13 protein-coding genes, 1 tRNA gene and 5 pseudogenes are annotated in these 19566 nt (G+C 69.9%); 10 read left to right on the top strand and 9 right to left on the bottom strand.

The window, feature by feature from the left end; translation table 11 throughout:
* Positions 1–64: 64 nt before the first annotated feature.
* Together AB0M62_RS01535 and AB0M62_RS01540 are read right to left on the bottom strand one after the other, a co-directional pair.
* Positions 65–484 (bottom strand): annotated as a pseudogene (locus tag AB0M62_RS01535) (YdcF family protein); the annotation flags it as partial.
* Positions 484–742 (bottom strand): annotated as a pseudogene (locus AB0M62_RS01540) (UTRA domain-containing protein); the annotation flags it as partial. The pseudogenes AB0M62_RS01535 and AB0M62_RS01540, both read right to left, overlap by 1 nt.
* A gap of 1 nt (position 743) precedes the next feature.
* Here AB0M62_RS01540 and AB0M62_RS01545 point away from each other — a divergent pair.
* Positions 744–1530 (top strand): annotated as a pseudogene (locus tag AB0M62_RS01545) (site-specific integrase); the annotation flags it as partial.
* Positions 1531–1598: 68 nt separating this feature from the next.
* Here the strand turns inward: AB0M62_RS01545 and AB0M62_RS01550 are convergent.
* Positions 1599–1674: transfer RNA gene (locus tag AB0M62_RS01550), tRNA-Arg, on the bottom strand.
* Positions 1675–2187: 513 nt separating this feature from the next.
* On the opposite strand from AB0M62_RS01550, the gene AB0M62_RS01555 reads away from it, so the two are divergent.
* Positions 2188–4011, top strand: a complete 1824-nt coding sequence (locus tag AB0M62_RS01555; protein ID WP_366072022.1) for a class I adenylate-forming enzyme family protein — start codon at positions 2188–2190, stop codon at positions 4009–4011.
* Here the strand turns inward: AB0M62_RS01555 and AB0M62_RS01560 are convergent.
* Positions 3998–5275, bottom strand: a complete 1278-nt coding sequence (locus tag AB0M62_RS01560; RefSeq protein WP_366072023.1) for a M6 family metalloprotease domain-containing protein — start codon at positions 5273–5275, stop codon at positions 3998–4000. The genes AB0M62_RS01555 and AB0M62_RS01560 overlap by 14 nt on opposite strands.
* Before the next feature lie 284 nt (positions 5276–5559).
* Between AB0M62_RS01560 and AB0M62_RS01565 the strand changes: the two genes are divergently transcribed.
* The 3 genes and pseudogenes from AB0M62_RS01565 to AB0M62_RS01575 form a co-directional block, all read left to right on the top strand.
* Positions 5560–6219: a helix-turn-helix domain-containing protein gene (locus tag AB0M62_RS01565; protein WP_366072024.1), complete on the top strand. Its 660-nt coding sequence runs from the start codon at positions 5560–5562 to the stop codon at positions 6217–6219.
* 163 nt (positions 6220–6382) lie between these two features.
* Complete coding sequence (locus AB0M62_RS01570; protein ID WP_366072025.1) at positions 6383–7909, top strand: MFS transporter; 1527 nt, start codon at positions 6383–6385, stop codon at positions 7907–7909.
* 146 nt (positions 7910–8055) lie between these two features.
* Positions 8056–8151 (top strand): annotated as a pseudogene (locus tag AB0M62_RS01575) (dioxygenase); the annotation flags it as partial.
* Between the two features lie 49 nt (positions 8152–8200).
* Here the strand turns inward: AB0M62_RS01575 and AB0M62_RS01580 are convergent.
* Complete coding sequence (locus AB0M62_RS01580; protein ID WP_366072026.1) at positions 8201–8767, bottom strand: N-acetyltransferase family protein; 567 nt, start codon at positions 8765–8767, stop codon at positions 8201–8203.
* A 188-nt stretch (positions 8768–8955) separates the two neighbouring features.
* On the opposite strand from AB0M62_RS01580, the gene AB0M62_RS01585 reads away from it, so the two are divergent.
* Positions 8956–9954, top strand: a complete 999-nt coding sequence (locus tag AB0M62_RS01585; RefSeq protein WP_366072027.1) for a sigma-70 family RNA polymerase sigma factor — start codon at positions 8956–8958, stop codon at positions 9952–9954.
* A 140-nt stretch (positions 9955–10094) separates the two neighbouring features.
* Here AB0M62_RS01585 and AB0M62_RS01590 read toward each other — a convergent pair.
* Positions 10095–11055, bottom strand: a pseudogene (locus tag AB0M62_RS01590) (YafY family protein).
* Between the two features lie 61 nt (positions 11056–11116).
* On the opposite strand from AB0M62_RS01590, the gene AB0M62_RS01595 reads away from it, so the two are divergent.
* The 4 genes from AB0M62_RS01595 (at position 11117) to AB0M62_RS01610 (ending at position 16774) form a co-directional block, all read left to right on the top strand.
* Positions 11117–12646: an MFS transporter gene (locus AB0M62_RS01595; RefSeq protein ID WP_366072028.1), complete on the top strand. Its 1530-nt coding sequence runs from the start codon at positions 11117–11119 to the stop codon at positions 12644–12646.
* A gap of 209 nt (positions 12647–12855) precedes the next feature.
* Positions 12856–13617, top strand: a complete 762-nt coding sequence (locus AB0M62_RS01600; protein WP_366072029.1) for a DeoR/GlpR family DNA-binding transcription regulator — start codon at positions 12856–12858, stop codon at positions 13615–13617.
* Complete coding sequence (gene pfkB / locus AB0M62_RS01605; protein WP_366072030.1) at positions 13614–14561, top strand: 1-phosphofructokinase; 948 nt, start codon at positions 13614–13616, stop codon at positions 14559–14561. Before AB0M62_RS01600 ends, pfkB begins: the two co-directional genes overlap by 4 nt.
* Positions 14558–16774 (top strand): fructose-specific PTS transporter subunit EIIC, encoded by a 2217-nt coding sequence (locus tag AB0M62_RS01610; RefSeq protein WP_366072031.1) that lies wholly within the window; start codon positions 14558–14560, stop codon positions 16772–16774. The genes pfkB and AB0M62_RS01610 overlap by 4 nt, the downstream gene beginning before the upstream one ends.
* A gap of 13 nt (positions 16775–16787) precedes the next feature.
* On the opposite strand, the gene AB0M62_RS01615 is transcribed toward AB0M62_RS01610, so the two are convergent.
* The 3 genes from AB0M62_RS01615 to AB0M62_RS01625 all read right to left on the bottom strand — a co-directional run bounded on the left by AB0M62_RS01615 (position 16788) and on the right by AB0M62_RS01625 (position 19288).
* Positions 16788–17570, bottom strand: a complete 783-nt coding sequence (locus AB0M62_RS01615) for a DUF6227 family protein (protein WP_366072032.1) — start codon at positions 17568–17570, stop codon at positions 16788–16790.
* Between the two features lie 145 nt (positions 17571–17715).
* Positions 17716–18786 carry a P1 family peptidase gene (locus tag AB0M62_RS01620; protein WP_366072033.1) on the bottom strand — a complete coding sequence of 357 codons (1071 nt, stop codon included), beginning with the start codon at positions 18784–18786 and terminating at the stop codon, positions 17716–17718.
* A 121-nt stretch (positions 18787–18907) separates the two neighbouring features.
* Positions 18908–19288 (bottom strand): rodlin, encoded by a 381-nt coding sequence (locus tag AB0M62_RS01625; RefSeq protein WP_366072034.1) that lies wholly within the window; start codon positions 19286–19288, stop codon positions 18908–18910.
* Between the last annotated feature and the right edge of the window lie 278 nt (positions 19289–19566).

Genomic DNA, 19566 nt, shown 5'->3' on the forward strand with positions numbered 1-19566 from the left:
GCCGTGGAGCCGACCGACCCCACCCCCGGCCGGCGCCGCCGCGCCTTGCCGCGGCACCTCTGATCAGCTTCCGCGCGGTGGCGTAGGCCCGACGTTCTTCGTACGGTTTGCTGACGAGGAGTACGGACGACACCTCGACGCCGTTCTCTTCCAACAGCGATCGTGAGAAACGGATGTTCTCGCCGGTGTTGCGCGCATGAGGCTCTACGAGGACGGCCGAAGCGGGCACCCTCAGTTCGAGGGCGCGCTCCCGATAGTGCACAGCTTCGCCGCGGGGCATCCGCTCACGCGTCGTTGGGCTCGTGGCTCCGGTGAACACAATCAGCGGCATCATGCCGCGTCGGTACAGGTCGACCGTGGCGTCAGCGGCTCCGAGATCGTGACTGCCCAGGCCGATGGCAACGGAGCACGGACGCGGCTCGTGACCCATCAGCTGGTAGTCCCAAAGCAGTTGGGTGTCGTCCCACACCTCTTGGGTCGGGATCACTGGTCGCCCTTCGGCTTCTGTGCCGAGTCCGGCACCTTGAAGTCGTACTCCCATGCAAAGCGCGAGGCGGCATGAACGCCGATGGCGAACTCGATAACGGTGCCATCAGCTGTGTAGGTCGTCCGGTGAAGCTCCATCACCGGCTATCCGGCGGGTAGCTGAAGGAGCTTTACTTCCTCGGCCGTAGGGACGCGTGCGAAACAGTGCTTCCTTCACGTGGCCGATCTCGTATCCGGCGTCGTAGAGCACTCGGTAGCGGCGGTTTCTCGTGCAGCTTGAGAACAAGACCACCGCGGCCACTGCCAAGGAGTCTCACCGGGTGCTGCGCACGGCGCTGGCGGCAGCCGCTCGGGAAGAGCTCATCGCCAGGAACGTGGCCGGTCTGGTCGAGCCTCCCCGTGCCAAGTCGCGGGAGCTGAGTCCGTGGTCTTTGGGACGAGACATTGGACTTCCTTGCCGCGGCCCGAACAGATCCGCTTTACGCCGCGTTCGTCCTCGCCATAGCGATGGGCCTTCGCCGCGGGGAACTGATCGGCCTTCGGCGGACTGCTGTGGACCTCGACAATCGGATCCTCTACGTCCGACAACAGACTCAACGCCGTCGCGGAGTTCTATACGACGACGATCCCAAGGGCCGCCGGCGGCGAGCCGTACCGCTTCCCGCGATGTGCATCGCACCCCTCCGCCGGCACCGGATGCGGCAGAAGGATCAGCGGAAGCGCGCGGGGGAGGGCTGGCAGGAGCCCAGCTACGTCTTCACCACGCGCACCGGCCGCACGGTCGAGCCGCGCAATGTCTACCGGTCCTTCACCCGCGTCGCCGAAACCGCCGGCCTTCGTGTGATCCGGCTGCACGACGCCCGGCACGGCTGCGCGACCCTGCTCACCGCTGCCGGGGTCGCTCCTCGCGTCGTGATGGAGATCCTCGGGCACAGCCAGATCAGCATCACCATGGACGTCTATACGCACGTCGTCCAGGACACGCAGCGCGAGGCCATCAGCCACATGGATCGGCTGCTCAAGAGGCGGCCCGGCCGTGAGTGACCGTCCCCGTTGATGTCAGAAGCTGATGTCAAAGGCCCCGGACCATGATCGGTCCGGGGCCTTTGCGCTGGTGCCCCCGGCAGGATTCGAACCTGCGACACCCGCTTTAGGAGAGCGGTGCTCTATCCCCTGAGCTACGAAGGCAGGGATTTGTCGGAAAACGTGTCTGAAACCGTTGGCCGACAGGGTGGGACCTGACCTGCGAGGGCCGGGCCACCGCGGACAGTGTAGCGGGTGACGCTTGAACGGTATCGAGGTGCAGACGGTGGGTGAGGTCCGGAGCCGGCCAGGCATCTTGGTGGCACTTGATCATGACTCGGGTAGCGCCCCGCTGACGCTACTGCTGAGGGACAACAGCTACGACGACAAGTTCGCGGTCCTCCTCAGTGAGGAGCGGTGAGGTAATGGCCAAGGGCCCCACCGGTTGATCAGGCGGTGCGTGGTTTGTACAGGCGCTCGGCTGGAGTTTCCCGGCCGAGCGCTCTGCGTAGGCGACTGCCGAGTCCGGCGGCGACGGTGTCGAGGTGTTCGCACCGTCTTGGTGTGTGCTGGAGTTTTCCGCCAGGGTGTGGGTGCCGGGCGCGGCCGATGAATCTTGACGGTTCCGAGGGGCGGCCTTAGCGTCCAGGGCAGCTGAGCACGCGCTTAGGAGATCCCGTGCCCCATACCGACCTCACCGCCGCCGCTGCCCGGCTGACCGCTCCCGGCGCGCCCTTCGCCGTCGTACGAGCGGAGGACGGATCGCCGGTGTACGCGGACGGGCCACGCACCCTGCGCGAATTCGTCGAGACCACCTGGGCGTTCGGGGGCCGGACGTTTCTGGTGGGGGAGGAGCGGACCTACAGCTACGGCGAGTTCTTCGCGGCGGCCTCCGCCCTCGCCCGGCGGCTCGTCGACGAGTACGGGCTGGTGCCCGGCGATCGGGCCGTCGTCGCGATGCGCAACCATCCCGAATGGCAGATCGCCTTCTGGGCGGCCCAGCTGGCCGGGCTGGTCGCCGTGCCCCTGAACGCCTGGTGGACCGCCGAGGAGTTCGCGTACGCACTCGGTGACTGCGAGCCGCGTGTCCTGCTCGTCGACGGGGAGCGGCTGCCCCGAGTGGCCCCCTGGCTCCAGGAGCAGGAGGAGCGGCCGCGTACCGTCGTGTTCCACCATGACGGGCCGGTCGGCGAAGGCATCGAGCCGTACGTCGGGCCGTACATCGAGCGGTACGAGGATCTGCCCGCCCCGGATCCCATGCTCGCGCCGCCCGCCGTCCACATCCGGCCCGAGGACGACGCCACCATCATCTATACCTCGGGCACCACGGGGCGGCCGAAGGGCGCCGTCGCCACCCATCTCGCGCAGGCCGGTGCCGCCATGAACCCCCGCTTCCTGGCGGCGCTTTCCGCGCTGGCGAGGGGGCAGATCCCGGGGCAGGGGCCGACGCCGGTGACCCTGATGACGTTTCCGTTCTTCCATGTGGCTGCCTTCACCGGGCTGTACGCGGCGATGGCGGCCGGCGGCACGGTCGTGCTGCTGCGCAAATGGGACCCGGACAAGGCCCTCCAGGCCATCCGTACCCACCGCGTCACCCACTACGGCGGCGTCCCGGCCACGGCGCTCCAGCTGCTCGAAGCCGTCGAGCGGGCCGGCGACGGCCTGGAGACCCTGACCATGCTCAACACGGGCGGCGCGGCCGCCCCGCCCGACCTCGTGGCGCGGATCACCACCCTCTTCGGCGAGCGCGTCGAGCCGCGTAACGGCTACGGGCTGACCGAGACCAGCGGCGGGGTACTGGCCAACTTCGGGGCGTCGTACCGGGAGCATCCCGGCAGCGTCGGGCTGCCGACCCCGGCCACCGAGGTGCGGATCGCGGGACCCGACGGCGCGGAGCTCCCCCAGGGCGAGGTCGGCGAGCTGTGGCTGCGCGGGCAGGCGCTGGTGCGCGGCTACTGGCGGGACGAGAAGGCGACCGCCGAGGCTTTCCAGGACGGCTGGTTCCGCACCGGTGACCTCGCGGCCGTGCGCGACGGCGGGCGAGTGAGCATCGTCGACCGGCTCAAGGACATGGTCGTCCGCGGCGGCGAGAACGTGTACTGCGTCGAGGTCGAGGCTGTACTCCACGACCACCCGGACGTACTGGACGCGGCGGTGGTGGGCGTCCCGCATCCGGTGCTCGGCGAGGAGGTGGCCGCGGTGCTGCGGTTGCGTCCGGGCGCGACCGCGGGGGTGGCGGAACTGCGTGCGCACGTCGGGCGACGCCTGGCCGCGTTCAAGGTGCCGGCACATGTGCTCGTCCGGCAGGAGGTACTGCCACGCAACCCGACCGGGAAGATCGTCAAGCGCGATCTACGAGCCGAGGTGGCCCGGCTTCTGGATCGGCGCGGTGGTCCCGGCGGTGGTGGTCCCGGCGGTGGTGGCCCCGGCGGTGGTGGCGCTGGTGACGGCGGGGCTGGTGACGTCGGTCCCGGTGCCGAGGCCGGCGTCAGGGCCGGGTGACGCGCACCTGGTAGCTGCCGTTGCGAAGTTCGCCGACGACGGAGACGCTGATCTGGTTCTCGATGTCCGCGAAGGTCTCGCCGGGCCGGTACGGCGCGTCGGAGAGTTCCGTATGCACGTTGGGCTGGCGGGTGCAGCCGCCGCTGTCGACCGCGCTGTCGGACACCGTTATCGGCCCCTGGCCGGTGTCCACGTCGGTGTCCACGTGGTAGATCAGCACCCCGGGTCTGCAGACCACCTCGTCGTTGCCGGCGCGGGTGCGGACCTCGACCGCGTATCCGGTTGTTCTGGAGACCGGTATGAAGGCCATTTTGGTGCCGCCCTTGGTGGCCAGCGGGGTCAGGACGTGGTCGCTGACGCCGGGTATGGACGCGCAGCTGATCTGGCCCCCGTCCAGCCAGCCGAGCTTCCACTTGTGCCAGGCGAGCAGATCGTTGTTGGCCCCCCAGTCCTCGGACATGATGTCCCAGTGGCCGACGGCCCCGCCGCCGTCCGCGGTGTAGAGGTCCGGCAGGCCGAAGACGTGGCCGTTCTCGTGCGGCAGGACCCGGTAGCCGGTCTCCTCGTGCGAACCGGAGCCGTCGTCCTGGCGGCTGTAGACGAACGACGCGTTGGAGAGCGGGACACCGTCGGCGTAGGGTGCGTCCCCATTGCCCGAGAAGGTGACGGACAGGACGGTGTCGAGCGCGGATGGCCCGGCATTCGGAGTCACCAGGATGTTGACTATGTCGTACGCGCTGAAGTCCACGTCGGGGTCGGCGGCGGCGATGATGTGCTGGACGAGTTCGCGGTAGCCCGGCTCGTAGGGTGACCCGCGATCGATCCCGTACGCCGCGAACGGCAACGGCATCCGCAGCCAGTCCTTGAGCGGGGCCTCCGGGCGGTAGATGAGCCGGCCGTACGAGCTGGTCCTGAACCACTCGGTCGTCTGGGGGAAGAACTCCGCCAGCCGGTCGGACGCCTTGCCCTCACCCGGCGCGTCCGAGAAGTCGATCATGAGGTTCAGTGCCCGGATCTCACCCGTGGAGCGGGCGTAGCCGGGCGGCGTCGGCAGCCCCTCAGACATCTGTACGCCCATGCCTTTGATCCGGCAGGGAGCGAGCGCGGCCTCGTCGGCGGCGGTGGCCGCCGGCCCGGCAGCCGCCTTGGGACGGCTGGTGATGTCGCCGCTGGCGGTGGCGGTGGCAGCGAGTGCGAGAGTGGTGGCAGCTATGAACACGCTGGTGCGGCGGGGCCTGCGTATCCGGGGGCGGGTCTGCGACATACGAGCGCCTTCGGGTCCGCGGCAGTCGGCCGGACCCGATCTGCACTCCGTTCGATCACCCTGTGACGGCCGTAGCGCGTGCGCGCGCCGGGTGCGCCGAACGTGGGTCTCTCCCACAGGTGAATGTGATGCAGGTCACATAGGGCTCCGAAATAAGCGGGGATCATCTCCCCGTTTACACAGATGTTCTGCGGAAACGGGGAGAGCTTCTCCGCTTGAACGTGTGGACGACCAGCAGACCGACCTGCAAGAGCGCAAGATCGGGCGAGAGAGGGAGGGTCGGCGTGGATACCGCCGCCACCGAAGGTGTCGAGGGACATCGGCGCGTCACTCGGCCGCGGGCCGACGCGGTCCGCAACCGGGAGCGGATCGTCGCGGCGGCACGCGAGATGTTCGTCGAAACGGGCGCCGACGCACCGCTCGACGAGATCGCCCGGCGGGCCGGCGTCGGAAATGCCACCGTCTACCGCCACTTCGCCGACCGCGCCGAACTCGTCCGACAGGTCGTCCTCTCCGTCACGGAGCGGATCGCCGGGCAGGCCGAGACGGCACGCGCCGAGGAACCCGACGCCTTCGCCGCACTGCGCCGTTTCGTACACGCGGCAGCGGATGAGCGGATCGGGGCCCTCTGTCCCGTGCTCTCCGACGGCTTCGACCAGAACCACCCCGCCCTGCTCGCCGCCCGCGACCGCCTCGAGAAATCCATCGAGGGGCTCATGGAGCAGGCACGCGAGGAGGGCATGCTCCGCGCCGACGTCGCCGTCGGAGACCTGATGGTTGCCCTCTCCCAGCTCAGCCGGCCGCTGCCGGGCATCCCGTGCCCGGACATCGACCGCTTCGTCCACCGGCATCTGCAGCTGTTCCTCGACGGACTGCAGGCCCCGGCCCGGTCCGAACTCCCAGGCTCTGCCGCGACCTTCGAGGATCTGCAACGAAAGCCGTAACCGCGGCGCGCCGGCTGCAACTGCGGCGCGCCGCCCCGACGTGACGCGCCCGCACGACGCCCCATGTAACGCCTTTGCCTAACCCCCGCACGACAGGCCCCTGCACAGCAGGCCCTGCTTACGTCCGGATTTGACTTTTCTGTACCGACAGGTGGCTATTCCCATGTCCAAAACAGCCGACACGGCCCTCCCTGATCCCAGCCGCTGGAAAGCGCTGGTCTTCATCGCGCTCGCCCAGCTGATGGTCGTGCTCGACGCGACCATCGTGAATATCGCGCTGCCCTCCGCGCAGCACGACCTCGGCATATCGGAGGGCAACAAGCAGTGGGTCATCACCGCCTACGCCCTCGCCTTCGGCGGACTGCTGCTCTTCGGCGGCCGGATCGCCGACCTGTGGGGCCGTAAGCGCACCTTCGTCGTCGGCCTGCTCGGCTTCGCCGCCGCCTCCGCTCTCGGCGGTGCGGCCACCGGCGAGGCGATGATGCTCGGCGCCCGGGCCCTGCAGGGCGCCTTCGGTGCGCTGCTCGCCCCCGCCGCGCTCTCGCTCCTCGCGGTGATGTTCACCGATGCCAAGGAGCGGGCCAAGGCCTTCGGTATCTACGGTGCGATCGCCGGTGGTGGTGGCGCGGTGGGTCTGATCCTGGGCGGCTTCCTTACCGAGGTCCTCAACTGGCGCTGGACGTTCTTCGTCAACATCCCGTTCGCGATCATCGCCGCCGCCGGCGCCTACTTCGTGATCCGTGAACCGGCCGGTACCCGAAATCGCTCGACGCTCGACATCCCCGGTGTGGTCCTCTCCACCCTCGGCCTGGTCTCACTCGTCTACGGCTTCACCCGTGCCGAGTCCGAAGGCTGGTCCGACCCGACCACGGTGGGCTTGTTCGTCGGTTCGGCAGTGCTGCTCGCGGCGTTCGTCCTCACCGAGTCGAAGGTCAAGTCGCCGCTGCTGCCGCTGCGCGTCCTGACCGATCGCAACCGCGGGGGCGTCTACCTCTCGCTGGGCCTCGCCATCATCGCGATGTTCGGGCTGTTCCTCTTCCTCACGTACTACCTGCAGATCGTGAAGGGCTACAAGCCGATCGAGACCGGCTTCGCGTTCCTCCCCATGATCGCGGGCATGATCGTCGGATCCACCCAGATCGGCGCCCGGCTGATGACCCGGGTCGCGCCGCGCCTGCTGATGGGCCCTGGCTTCCTCGTCGCAGGTCTCGGCATGCTGCTGCTCACGCAGCTGGAGGTCGGGTCCTCGTACGCCGGCCTGATTCTGCCCGCGCAGCTGTTGCTGGGTCTGGGTATGGGCACCGCGTTCATGCCGGCCATGGCGCTCGCCACGCACGGCGTGCGGCCGGAGGACGCCGGTGTCGCGTCGGCCATGGTCAACACCTCGCAGCAGGTCGGTGGCGCCATCGGTACGGCCTTGCTGAACACCATCGCCGCCTCCGCCACCACCGCGTACATCACCACGCACGCCGCGGGCGGCACGGACCAGCGGGCGTTGCAGCTCCAGGCCTTGGTGCACGGCTACGCGAGCGCCATCTGGTGGGCGGTAGGCATCCTTGCCGCCGCCGCGGCGATCGCCTTCACCTTCGTCAACACCGGGCGCCCGGGCGTGGGCCCGGGTGCCGGTACGGGTACGGCCCTGGGCGGCGGAGCGGAGGATGACGTCAGGATTCCGGTCGTCGCCCACTGAAACGACGCGCTCGCCCCTGCTGCGCATCCACCTGCCCCCTGTCCTGGTCCCGCTGCTGAGCGGAGCCGAGGCAGGGGCAGCGCGCGTCCGGCCCCCAGACAGCGAAGACTGTTGAAGTTTAAACAAAATCGGGCTAGCCTCGACTCATGAGTGCTGTACGTGAGCGCATGCCCGCCCTGTACCTCAGTCATGGCGCCCCGCCGCTTGCCCGCGACGCCGTATGGCCTGGGGCTGTCGAAGCGATCCGTGCAGTTCGGCTGAGCAGCGGGCCGGGGCGGCCTGGCCCGCTTCCTAGTCCAGGCCCGCGTCCCGGTTCCGGATTCGGTCCCCGGGGCCGGGGCCGAGCTCCTTCTCGTACCAGCGCACATCCCAGTAGCGGCCGAACTTCCATCCGGCCTCGCTGAGTTGGCCGATTTCACGGAAGCCGAAGCGGGCGTGAAGACGGGCGGACGCCTCGTTCGGGACAGTGACGGCGGCGTAGGCGCGGTGGACGGGCTCGTCCGCCAGGGCCTCGAACAGTGCCTTGTACAGCAGTGTGCCGATGCCGCGGCCGCCGGCGTCGGGCGCGAGATAGACGGTGACCTCCACGGAGGAGTCGTACGCCGCCTTGGGCCGGAACGCGCTGCTGGTTGCGTACCCCAGAATCCGGGCAGACGGGACCTTATGAGCAACCAGAAGCCGGTGGGGGCCGTCTTCGGGATGAGAGCGCAGCCACGGGCCGCGCTGCTCGGAGGTGAATACGGTCGTGTCAAAGGTGACCGACGTATCACGGATGTAGTGGTTGTAAATGTCCGTGAGTGCGTCCAGGTCGGCCTCCGTGCCTGGCCTGACCTGCACCTCTGTACGTTCTGACGGCATGCGTCCTCCCTTGGCGGCGGGACAGGGTACTGCATGATCACGAAAACAAGGGTGCAGCTGGGGAATTCTGTCCGGATTCCAGTCGTTGTTTCCTTCGGATGCGGGCACTCGGGAGAGTGTTCCGACAGCCACTGAAGCCAGAGACCACCCGCGACCGACTCATTTCGACTCATCGCAAGGGAGCACGCATGGCAACCCGTGCCGTCGCCCGTAGTCAGTCCGCTTCCGGCGGGACTACCAGGGCAAGCAGTGTTCGCGCCGGAGGCGGGGAGATCGCCGACCGCGACCTGGTCGGCATGTACCTCGACGAGATCGCGCGTACACCGCTGCTCGACGCCGCCAAGGAGGTCGAGCTTTCCCAGATCATCGAGGCGGGGGTGTACGCCCAGCAGATCCTCGACAAAGAAATAGACAGCGATGGCGGCGGTGCCACGCGCGAGGAGCTCGAGGCGCTGGTCGCCGAGGGCGAGCGCGCCAAGGACGTCTTCATCCGCTCCAACCTTCGTCTGGTCGTGGCTGTCGCCCGCCGCTATCCGCGCAGCGGGCTGCCCCTGCTGGACCTGATCCAGGAGGGGAACGCAGGCCTGGTCCGCGCGGTCGAAAAGTTCGACTACGCAAAGGGCTTCAAATTCTCCACGTACGCGACCTGGTGGATCCGCCAGGCGATCACCCGCTCCATCGCGGACCAGTCCCGCACCATCCGGCTCCCCGTCCACCTGGTGGAGGAGCTCGGCAGGATCCGGCGCGTGCAGCGCGAGTTCAACCGCGAGAACGGGCGCGAGCCGGAGCACGCGGAGATCGCCAGGGAGCTGGGCTCGACGCCCGAGCGCGTCGGGGACGTCCTGGACTGGGCCCGTGACCCGGTCAGTCTGAACATGTCCGTGGACGACGAGGGCGAGACCCAGTTCGGCGACCTCCTCGAGGACACGTCGGCGATCTCGCCCGAGCAGTCCGTGCTCACGCTGCTGCGCAGCGAGGAGCTGGAGGATCTGATCGGCAAGCTCGACACCCGTACCGCCTCGATCATCAAGATGCGGTACGGCATCGACGACGGTCGCGAGCGCACGCTGACCGAGGTCGGCAAGCAGCATGGCCTGACGCGCGAGCGGATCCGCCAGATCGAGAAGCACGCCCTGCTGGAACTGAAGCGGATGGCCCGGGACACGGGCTTCGACGCGGCGGCCTGACCTGCCCAGCCGTTCGAGGCCCCGACCCCGCGCCCCATCCCCAAGAACGGCCCCGGCACCTATCCCCCCCAGGTGTCGGGGTCCCGCCCCGGCACCTATCCCCCCAGGTGTCGGGGCCCTTCCGTTTCCGAAGCGGTCGCCTACGCCCCAGCCGCGCGCGCGAGCCGGCCGCCGAGATCCGACACGCACTCGACGAGCGCCGTCGGCGCGTGCACCGTGAACTCACAATCGATCAACGCCAGCCGTACCGCCAGCCACTCCAGCGAGTCCGCCGACTCGGTGTGCAGCCGGCACGTGCGCTCGTCCACCGGCTCGGGCACCCCCAGGGACGCCGGCAGCCGAGTGGCAACGAGCTCCGCCGGAGCGGCGAACGTGATCTCCACCCGGTATGCCGGCTGCAACCGTGACAGTGACCGCTTGATGAACTCCGCGGCGTCACCGGCCGGCAGCGCCCGCGGCGCGAACCGCGCGCCGGTCGCGAACGGCTCGCTCACCCGGTCGACCCGGAACGTACGCCAGTCCTCCCGGTCGAGGTCGTACGCCACCAGGTACCACCGGCGCCCCGTCGAGACCAGCCGTACCGGCTCGGTCAGCCGCCGGCTCTCCGTCCCGTCGCCCGCCCGGTAGGCGAACCGCAGTCGCTCGTGCCCGGTGACGGCGGAGGCCATGACGGTCAGCGTCTGCGGGTCCACGGTCGCTCCGTCTCCGCGCGTGAGCGGGAGGGTGGCGGACTGGAGGGTCGTCACCCGGTGCCGCAGCCGCGACGGCAGTACTTGCTCCAGCTTGGCGAGCGCGCGTACGGACGCTTCCTCGATTCCCTCGATCGCATGGCCCGCGCCCGCCCGAAGCCCCACCGCGATCGCCACCGCCTCCTCGTCGTCGAGGAGCAGCGGCGGCATGGCGGCCCCCGCGACCAGCCGGTATCCGCCCACGGCGCCCTTGGACGCCTCCACCGGATAGCCGAGTTCGCGCAGTCGGTCGATGTCCCTCCGGATCGTCCGCGGACTGACCCGCAGCCGTTCGGCGAGTTCGCTGCCGGGCCACCCTCGGGGTCTGCAGCAGCGAGAGCAGGTTCAGCAGCCGTGCCGGGGTGTCTGTCATAAATCCAGGGTCCCAGCGAACTAGGACATGACCTGTCCTATACGGAATCTACGTTCGTCGCATGACTTCCCAAGCCCAAGCTCCCGTACAGGATCCGGCGTCCGGCCGGGCCGCAGACCGCCGCCGCTGGCTCGCGCTCGCGGTGGTGATGACAGCGGCCTTTATGGACCTGGTCGACGTGACCATCGTCAACATCGCGATTCCCAGCATTGAGCGGGACCTGTCCGCCACGTTCGGTTCGATCCAGTGGATCACCGCGGGCTACGCCCTGGCGTTCGCCGCGGGCCTGATCACGGGTGGCCGGCTGGGTGACATCTACGGCCGGAAGCAGATGTTCCTGATCGGCATGGCGGGCTTCACGCTCGCCTCCGCCCTGTGCGGCTTCGCGGCCAACCCCGAGATGCTGGTCGCCTCCCGGCTCCTTCAGGGGGCGATGGCCGCGATGATGGTGCCTCAGGTGCTGGCGATCATCCACGTCACCTTCCCGGCGCACGAGCGTGGCAAGGTCTTCGGGATGTTCGGCGCGGTCGTCGGCCTGGGCGCGGTCTCCGGCCCGATGCTCGGCGCGCTGCTCACCCAGTGGAATCTCTTCGGCCTCGAATGGCGCCCGATCTTCCTGATCAACCTGCCGGTCGGTATCGCGGGCCTGATCCTGGGCCGCCGCTTCATCACCGAGTCGAAGGCCCCGAAGGCGCTCCGCCTCGACCTGGTCGGCGTCGCGCTCGCCACGCTGGGCCTGCTGATGCTGCTGTACCCGCTGACGCGTGGCCGGGAGCTGGACTGGCCGCTGTGGGGTCACCTCTGCATGGCGGGCAGCCTGCTGGTCTTCGGCGCGTTCGTCGCGTACGAGAAGTACAAGGCGCGCAAGGACGGATCGCCCCTCGTCGAGCTCTCGCTGTTCAAGGTGAAGAGCTTCGCGGCCGGCGTCGCACTGCAGCTCACCTTCGGTATCGCATGCGGCATCTTCTTCCTGGTCTGGACGCTTTACATGCAGATCGGCCTGGGCTGGAGCCCACTGCGCGCGGGTGCGACCGGCATTCCGTTCTCGCTCGCGGTCTCGGCGGCGGCCGGCCTTTCCGTACAGAAGCTGGTGCCGCGCTTCGGCCGCAAGGTGCTCCAGACGGGCGCGCTGACCATGGCGGCCGGACTGATGCTCTACATCTGGGAGGCCGGCCGTTACGGCACGTCCATCCACGCGTGGCAGATGGCGCTGCCGCTGATCGTGATGGGCGTCGGCATGGGCCTGATCGTGGCGCCGCTCACCGACGCGGTGCTCTCCGAAGTGCCGCGTGAGCACTCCGGCTCGGCCTCGGGGCTCATCAACACAACTCAGCAGATGGGCAACGCGCTGGGCCTGGGCCTGGTGTCGGTGGTCTTCTTCGGTGCCATGGACGACCGTCTGGCGGCCAGCGCGGTGGGCACCGCCTTCGCGGAGGCCTTCCAGCACTCGCTGTGGTGGGTGGTCGCGGTGCTGGCCGTCATCTTCGTGGTGATGTTCGCGCTGCCGGCGAGGCCCAGGGCCGTCGAGGCCCCGGCGAGCGCGGTGGCGCCGGTCGGGGAGCCCGTCGGGGAGCCCGTCCTCGTCCCCTGACGCGGGTCCCCGTTCCCGGACCCCCGGCTGAAGAGCCGGGGGGCCGACGTATGCGCACGAGGATGCGCGCAGGCGTATGCGAACGTACGAGTGGCGGCATGCGCCCGTTTCGGCCCACTTTCATGTCCGATTGCATTTACTTCTCCGAAATTTGGGCGTAGCGTAGGGGTGAAACCACAGGTTCGGGCATCGATCGGACGTAAAACCACATGTACGCACCGGAGCGCCAGCAGGAAATCCTTCGCCTCGCCCGCGAAAGCGGCCGGGTCGACGTACTCTCGCTGGCCGAGGAGTTCCAGGTCACGGCGGAGACCATCCGGCGCGACCTCAAGATCCTCGACCGGTCCGGCCTGGTCCGCCGGGTTCACGGCGGCGCGATACCGGCCGGGCGGCTCGATTTCGAGCCGGACGTCACCGAGCGCGAGTCCACCGCCGCCGACGAGAAGGACCGCATCGCACAGGCCGCGCTCGGCGAACTGCCGGCGGACGGAAGCGTCATCCTCGACGCCGGTACGACCGTGGCCCGGCTCGCCGCCGCCATCCCCGTCGATTCCGGGCTCACCGTCGTCACCCACGGGCTGCCCGTCGCGGCCCGCCTCGCCGACCATCCGGGCATCGCCCTCCATCTGGTGGGCGGACGCGTCCGGCATCGCACCCGGGCGGCCGTCGACGCGTGGGCGCTGCGGGCCTACGCCGAGATCCGCGCCGACGTCCTCTTCCTCGCCACCAACGGGTTCAGCCCCGACGACGGGCTGACCACACCGGATCTGGCGGAGGCGGCGGTCAAGCGGGCCGCGATCGCCGCGGCGCGCCGGGTCGTCCTGCTCGCCGACTCCGCCAAGGCCGGCCAGGAACACTTCGCACGCTTCGGCTCCTTCGCCGATGTGGACCTGCTCATCACCGACTCGGGGCTCAGCCCCGAAAACGCGGCCGCCATCAAGGCGGCCGGCACCGAGGTGCTGCTCACATGATCCTCACCGTCACCCCCAACCCCTCGCTCGACCGCACGTACGAAGTGCCGTTCCTGGAGCGGGGCGAGGTCCTGCGGGCGAGTTCCGAACGGCTGGACCCGGGCGGCAAGGGCGTCAACGTCTCCCGCGCGGTCGCCGCCGCCGGGCACGCCACCACAGCGGTGATGCCGCTCGGAGGCGCACCGGGGGCGCTGATCGCCGAACTCCTCAGCGGACAGGGCATCGACGTCACCGCCGTGAAAATCACCGGCCAGACGCGGTCCAACATCGCGATCGCCGAGCCCGCCGGAACCCTGACGAAAATCAACGCGCCGGGGCCCGAACTCACCGCCACCGAATCCGGGCTGCTGCTCGACACCGTCCGGACGCACTCCCTGGACGCCGACTGGATCGCCTGCTGCGGCAGCCTCCCGCGCGGCGTCGGGCCGCAGTGGTATGCCGAGCTGGTCGCCCGCGTCCACGAGGCGGGCGCCCGCATCGCCCTGGACACCTCGGGTCCGGCCCTGCTCGCCGCGCTCGGCGAGCGCCCCGACGTGGTCAAACCCAACGCCGAGGAGCTCGCGGCGGCGGTCGGCCGCCGCCTCACCACCGTCGGCGACGCTCTCGAGGCAGCCCGTGAGCTGCGGTCCCGCGGCGCCGCGGCCGTCCTGGCCAGCCTCGGCGCGGACGGCCAGCTGCTGCTCGACAGCTCGGGTACGTACTTCGGCTGCGCGGCGGTCGCCGTCGTCCGCAGCAACGTCGGCGCGGGAGACGCCTCCCTCGCCGGATTCCTCACGGCGGGCGGTACGGGCCCGGACGCGCTGGCGGCCGCGGTCGCCCACGGCGCGGCAGCGGTGCAGCTGCCGGGCAGCGTGATGCCCGCCCCCGCCGACCTCGACCCGTCCTCGGTCACCGTGACCGAGGACGTCCCGCTGGACCGCGCACTGACGGAGCCGACGATATGAGCGAGATGATCAACGCGGCACTGGTCGACCTCGACCTGTCCGCCGACACGAAGGAAGCGGCGGCCCGTTCGCTCGCCGAACGAATGGTGGCCCGGGGCCGTGTGTCCGACCTGGAGGGCTTCCTCGCCGATGTTGCCGCGCGTGAGGCTCAGATGCCGACCGGCCTGGACGGCGGGATCGGCATCCCGCACTGCCGCAGCGCGCATGTCACGGAGCCGACCCTGGCGTTCGGCCGCAGCCCGGCGGGCATCGACTTCGGCGCCCCCGACGGCCCGGCGGACCTGATCTTCCTGATAGCGGCCCCCGCAGGAGCGGACGACGCCCATCTGACGATCCTGTCGAGCCTGGCCCGTCAGCTGATGGACGCGGAGTTCACTGCGGCCCTGCGGGCCGCGAGGACACCGGATTCGGCTGCGCGGCTCATCCAAGGCGAATCCCCGGCGGAGGCGGCTGCGGCGGAAGCAGCCGCGGCAGAGGCAGCGCCGGCGGAGGCGGCTCCGGGGGACGCGGCTCCGGCTTCGCCGAGCGCGCCCGGTCACGATGCTGACGGCGCGGCGGATGCCGCAGCCGATTCGTCTGCCGAGCCGGCCGCGGCAGCGGTTTCCGACACCGGCCAGGGACCGGCGGACGGTGACCGTGTCGCAGTCCAGGCCTCGCCGGATGCCGCCGGGGAAGGGTCGATCGGCGTACCCGTTGGTCCGGCCGCGGCCGACGACACCCCCCGCGACGCCGGGACCGGACCGGGCCTGCGGATGGTGGCCGTCACCTCGTGCCCCACCGGCATCGCGCATACCTATATGGCCGCCGAGTCGCTGGAGAAGGCCGCCGAGGCCGTCGGCGTCGAACTCGCAGTGGAGACGCAGGGTTCCGCCGGGTTCGCCCGGCTGGCCCCGGCCGTCATCGCCGCCGCCGACGCCGTGATCTTCGCGCACGACGTACCCGTACGGGACAAGGAGCGCTTCGCCGGCAAGCCGGCCGTCGACGTCGGCGTGAAGGCCGGCATCAACCGCCCGGCCGAGCTGATCGCCGAGGCGCGCGGCAAGGCGGAGCGCGGCGAGATCGCAGGTCCCGCGAAGGCGACGCCCGTCGAGGAGGCGGGAGAGCCCGGCGAGGGCTACGGGACAAAGCTGCGCAAGTGGCTTATGTCCGGTGTCAGTTACATGGTCCCCTTCGTTGCGGCCGGTGGCCTCCTGATCGCCCTTGCCTTCGCCATCGGCGGGTACGAGATCAACAAGGCGCCGTCTGTCGCCGAGCACTTCCTCTGGACCGAGTCCGCGAGCTGGGCCGCGCTCCTCTTCCAGACCGGTGACCTCGCCTTCAAGTTCCTCATCCCGGTCCTCGCCGGTTACATCGCCTACGGGATGGCCGACCGGCCGGGCCTCGTCCCCGGCTTCGTCGGAGGTTCGATCGCCCTCACCATCGACGCCGGATTCCTCGGCGGCCTGATCGCCGGCTTGCTGGCGGGCGCCACGGTCATGGCGATCCAGCGCATCCGCATCCCGAAACCACTGCGCGGCATCATGCCGGTGGTGGTAATCCCGCTGGTCTCCGCGGCACTGGTCGGATTCCTGATGTTCCTCGTGGTCGGCAAGCCGATCGCCGAGCTGCAACAGGCCCTGACCGGCTGGCTGTCCGGCCTCTCCGGCGCCAACGCGATCATCCTGGGCGCCATTCTCGGCCTGATGATGTGCTTCGACCTCGGCGGCCCGCTCAACAAGGTCGCGTACGCCTTCGCCGTCGGCGGCCTCGCCAGCCCCAACGAGGGTTCCCTGAAGGTGATGGCCGCGGTGATGGCGGCCGGCATGGTGCCGCCGCTTGCCATGGCGTTGGCCACTGCCCTCCGGGGACGGCTTTTCAGCAAGACCGAGCGCGAGAACGGCAAGGCCGCCTGGTTCCTCGGCGCGTCGTTCATCACGGAAGGGGCCATCCCCTTCGCGGCCGCGGACCCGGTCCGGGTGATCCCGGCGGCGATGGCGGGCGGCGCGGTGACAGGCGCGCTGTCCATGGCCTTCGGATGCACGCTCCGGGCCCCGCACGGCGGCATCTTCGTGATCCCGCTGATCGGCAACCCGGCCCTCTACCTGCTCGCGATCGCCGCAGGCACCGCCGTCACCACGGGCCTGGTGATCCTGCTCAAGGGCGTGCGCAAGCCCGGACCGGCGCTCACCACGGTCACCGCCGATGAGGACCCGAAGGTCCTCGCCGCGGCCTGACCCGGACCGGCCCTCAGCGGACCCGCGCGCGGAGCTTCATGGCTTCGCGCGCGTCCGCCTCCGTGGCGTACACCTCGCACATGTGCCGCCCGTCGGGGGTGGCCGTGTGCTCGACCTCCCAGAGGCTGATCTCGCTGCCGTCCGCGAGCACGAAGGCATGCTCGTAGAGCATGAAGGCGGCTCCCGCGCTCCAGCCGTCCGCGGTGCACTGCCGGCCGAAAGCCTGCGTGATCCGATGGGCATACGCACCGCGCAGCAGCCGCGCCGTGTTCTCGCCCGGCCGGTCTGCGTTCTCCGCGCGGCGCAGCAGGCGCCGTGCATGGTCCGCGGAGTCGTCCGGTACGTACAGCCTGTGCGGCGTGACCGGCGGAGTGGCCAGCAGGGCGCCGAGGACGGCGAGGTCGTCGGCTTCCCCGGTATCGGCCGAAAGGGCGAACTCGACGGCGCCGCCGTCCGGTTCACCGCCCAGCCTCGAGGCGGCAAGGCACGCCTCTGCCTGGTCCGCGTACAGCTCGTGGCGCATTACGTCGTCACCGCTTCCGTCGTCACCGCGGCCCGTGCGGCACGCCAGCTCCCAGAGGGTGAGCGTGCTGCCGTCGCCGAGCAGATAGGTGTGCCGGTACGTCTCGCGGTGCAGACCGGAGGCCGAGCTGTGGTGCGAGGAGTACAGGGAACTGCTGTGCGCGAGCGCGGCACCGAGACGTTCGACGGTGGCGTCGGGCAGCTCGAAGGAGTTGAGGGCGCGGCCGAGGAGTCGCTCGAGGTGCGCCTCGGTTGTCTCGTACGGATCGCTCAAGGTGGGTCTCCAGGCCGTCGCTGCATGTTACGTTGCGGAAGCTCAACGTAGCCCCTGGGTCGGACATCGTGTCCGTGGTTCGGAAAAACGTACGGCCCGTACGGCGAGTTCCCGCCCGGCCCCGCCAACTGTCTTCCGCTGTACGTCAGTACAGATCCCGGTATGCCGGGAACACTCCGCCGGGCCCGTCCACCCCCTCCGCGGCCAGCACCGCCTTGACGACGGCACGCGTCACGGCGTCCGCTCCGGCTGCCAGAACGTCGTTGAGGGCGTTGAGTTCCGCCAGGCCGAAAGGGTCCGGTCCGGCGGGCGCGGCGAGCGGCCGGTTTCCGGTGGACAGGGCGAAGACGGTGTCGCCGTCGTTCATGAGGTGCACAGGGCGAACGGCGCGCGCCAGGCCGTCGTGCGCCGTCCCCGCGAGCTTCTGCGCCTGGGGGCGGGTCAGTACGGCGTCGGTGCCGACGACGGCGAGGGTGGTGTTCAGCGGCGGCCGCACGGAAGCCGCCGTCCGCTCCGCGGATTCGGCGCGCGCCTCCGCGAGCCGCCGCTTCGCCGCCGAATGGACCTCTGCCGCGGGGAAGTCCGGCCGGCCGTCCATCAGCCGTCCGTACAACACGCCCGTCAGCGGATCGACCACCGATCCCACGGAGTTGACCACGACCAGCGCCCCGACCGTGATTCCGGATTCGAGCAGCACACTGGCCGAGCCGGTCCCGCCCTTCAGCCCGCCGGCGACCGCTCCGGTGCCCGCGCCGACGCTGCCCTCGTCGACCGGTGCGCCGTCCGCCGTCGCGGCGGCGGCCTCCACCGCCGCGCGGCCGACCGAGGCGTCGGGCCGGGCACGCCAGTCGCCGCCGCGGCCGAGATCGAAGATGCAGGCGGCCGGTACGACCGGCACCACCTGCGCCGGATCGGGCCCGACCTGTACTCCGCGTCCCTGTTCCTCCAGCCAGGCCATCACGCCGGACGCGGCGTCCAGCCCGAACGCGCTTCCGCCGGTCAGTACGACGGCTTCGATGCGCTGCACCAGATTGCGTGGATCGAGGGCGTCCGTCTCACGGGTGCCGGGGCCGCCGCCGCGTACGTCAACCGCGGCGATCGCCCCGCCCTCGGGTGCCAGGACGACGGTCGTACCGCTGAGGGCGCGGTCACCGGCGGTTGGCGCGTGGCCGACCCGCAGCCCTGCAACGTCCGTCAGAGCATCTATTCGATCCATGAGGCCCATACGTACCACGTGCCGTACGAACGACAAGAGACCCCGGCAGCACACGCTGCCGGGGTCTTTCGTCACATCGCTCCACGGGCATCAGCGGCCCGAACGGTGAAGCGGAGGGCGATCAGTCGACCTGCGAGAGGACCGGGATCTCGCTCAGGATGTGCGACAGCGGGTCGTCGCCGTCGATCTGAGTGGAGTTCTCGACACACTGCTGGTTGTTGCTGGACGTCAGAATGTCCTGGACCACTGCACCGATCCCGGTGGCGCCGACGTTCGCCTTGCCCAGAGCGCCGATGCAGGGCTTGTTCAGCGAGCCCTGGATGAGGCCGATCTGCGGGCTCATGTCGCCGTGGATCGAGGTGTTGCCGTAGGCCTGCGACGCGCGGTTGCCGTTCAGCACCGTGTCGTCGTTGTCGATGGCCATGGCGGGGGTGGCGACGGCGGCCCCCGCACCAAGCACGGAGAAGGTCACCGCGGCGGTGGCCATCATCTTCTTGATCATGTTTCGTCCTTTTTTCGCACGAGTGCCCGCTACTGGAGCGCCCTGATCAACTGGCCCCTGAAGGATTGGTTCCGCTGCTTCACCCGAACGGCCCGCGCGCGGAATGCTCATCGCCACAGAACGCGAGCCCCCTGCGCTCCGTGAGCGGGATGGCTGCGCCGGTCACCCTCAGTACCGCTCACACGGACGCAGTAGATGCCTCCACCAACGAAAATCTGCTGGTCATGAGCTGTTCAAGGGGGTGCCTCGGCTGAGCCGACGGATCCGAGCGGTTGCGG

The sequence above is a fragment of the Streptomyces sp. NPDC051219 genome (assembly GCF_040682335.1).
GTDB lineage: Bacteria > Actinomycetota > Actinomycetes > Streptomycetales > Streptomycetaceae > Streptomyces.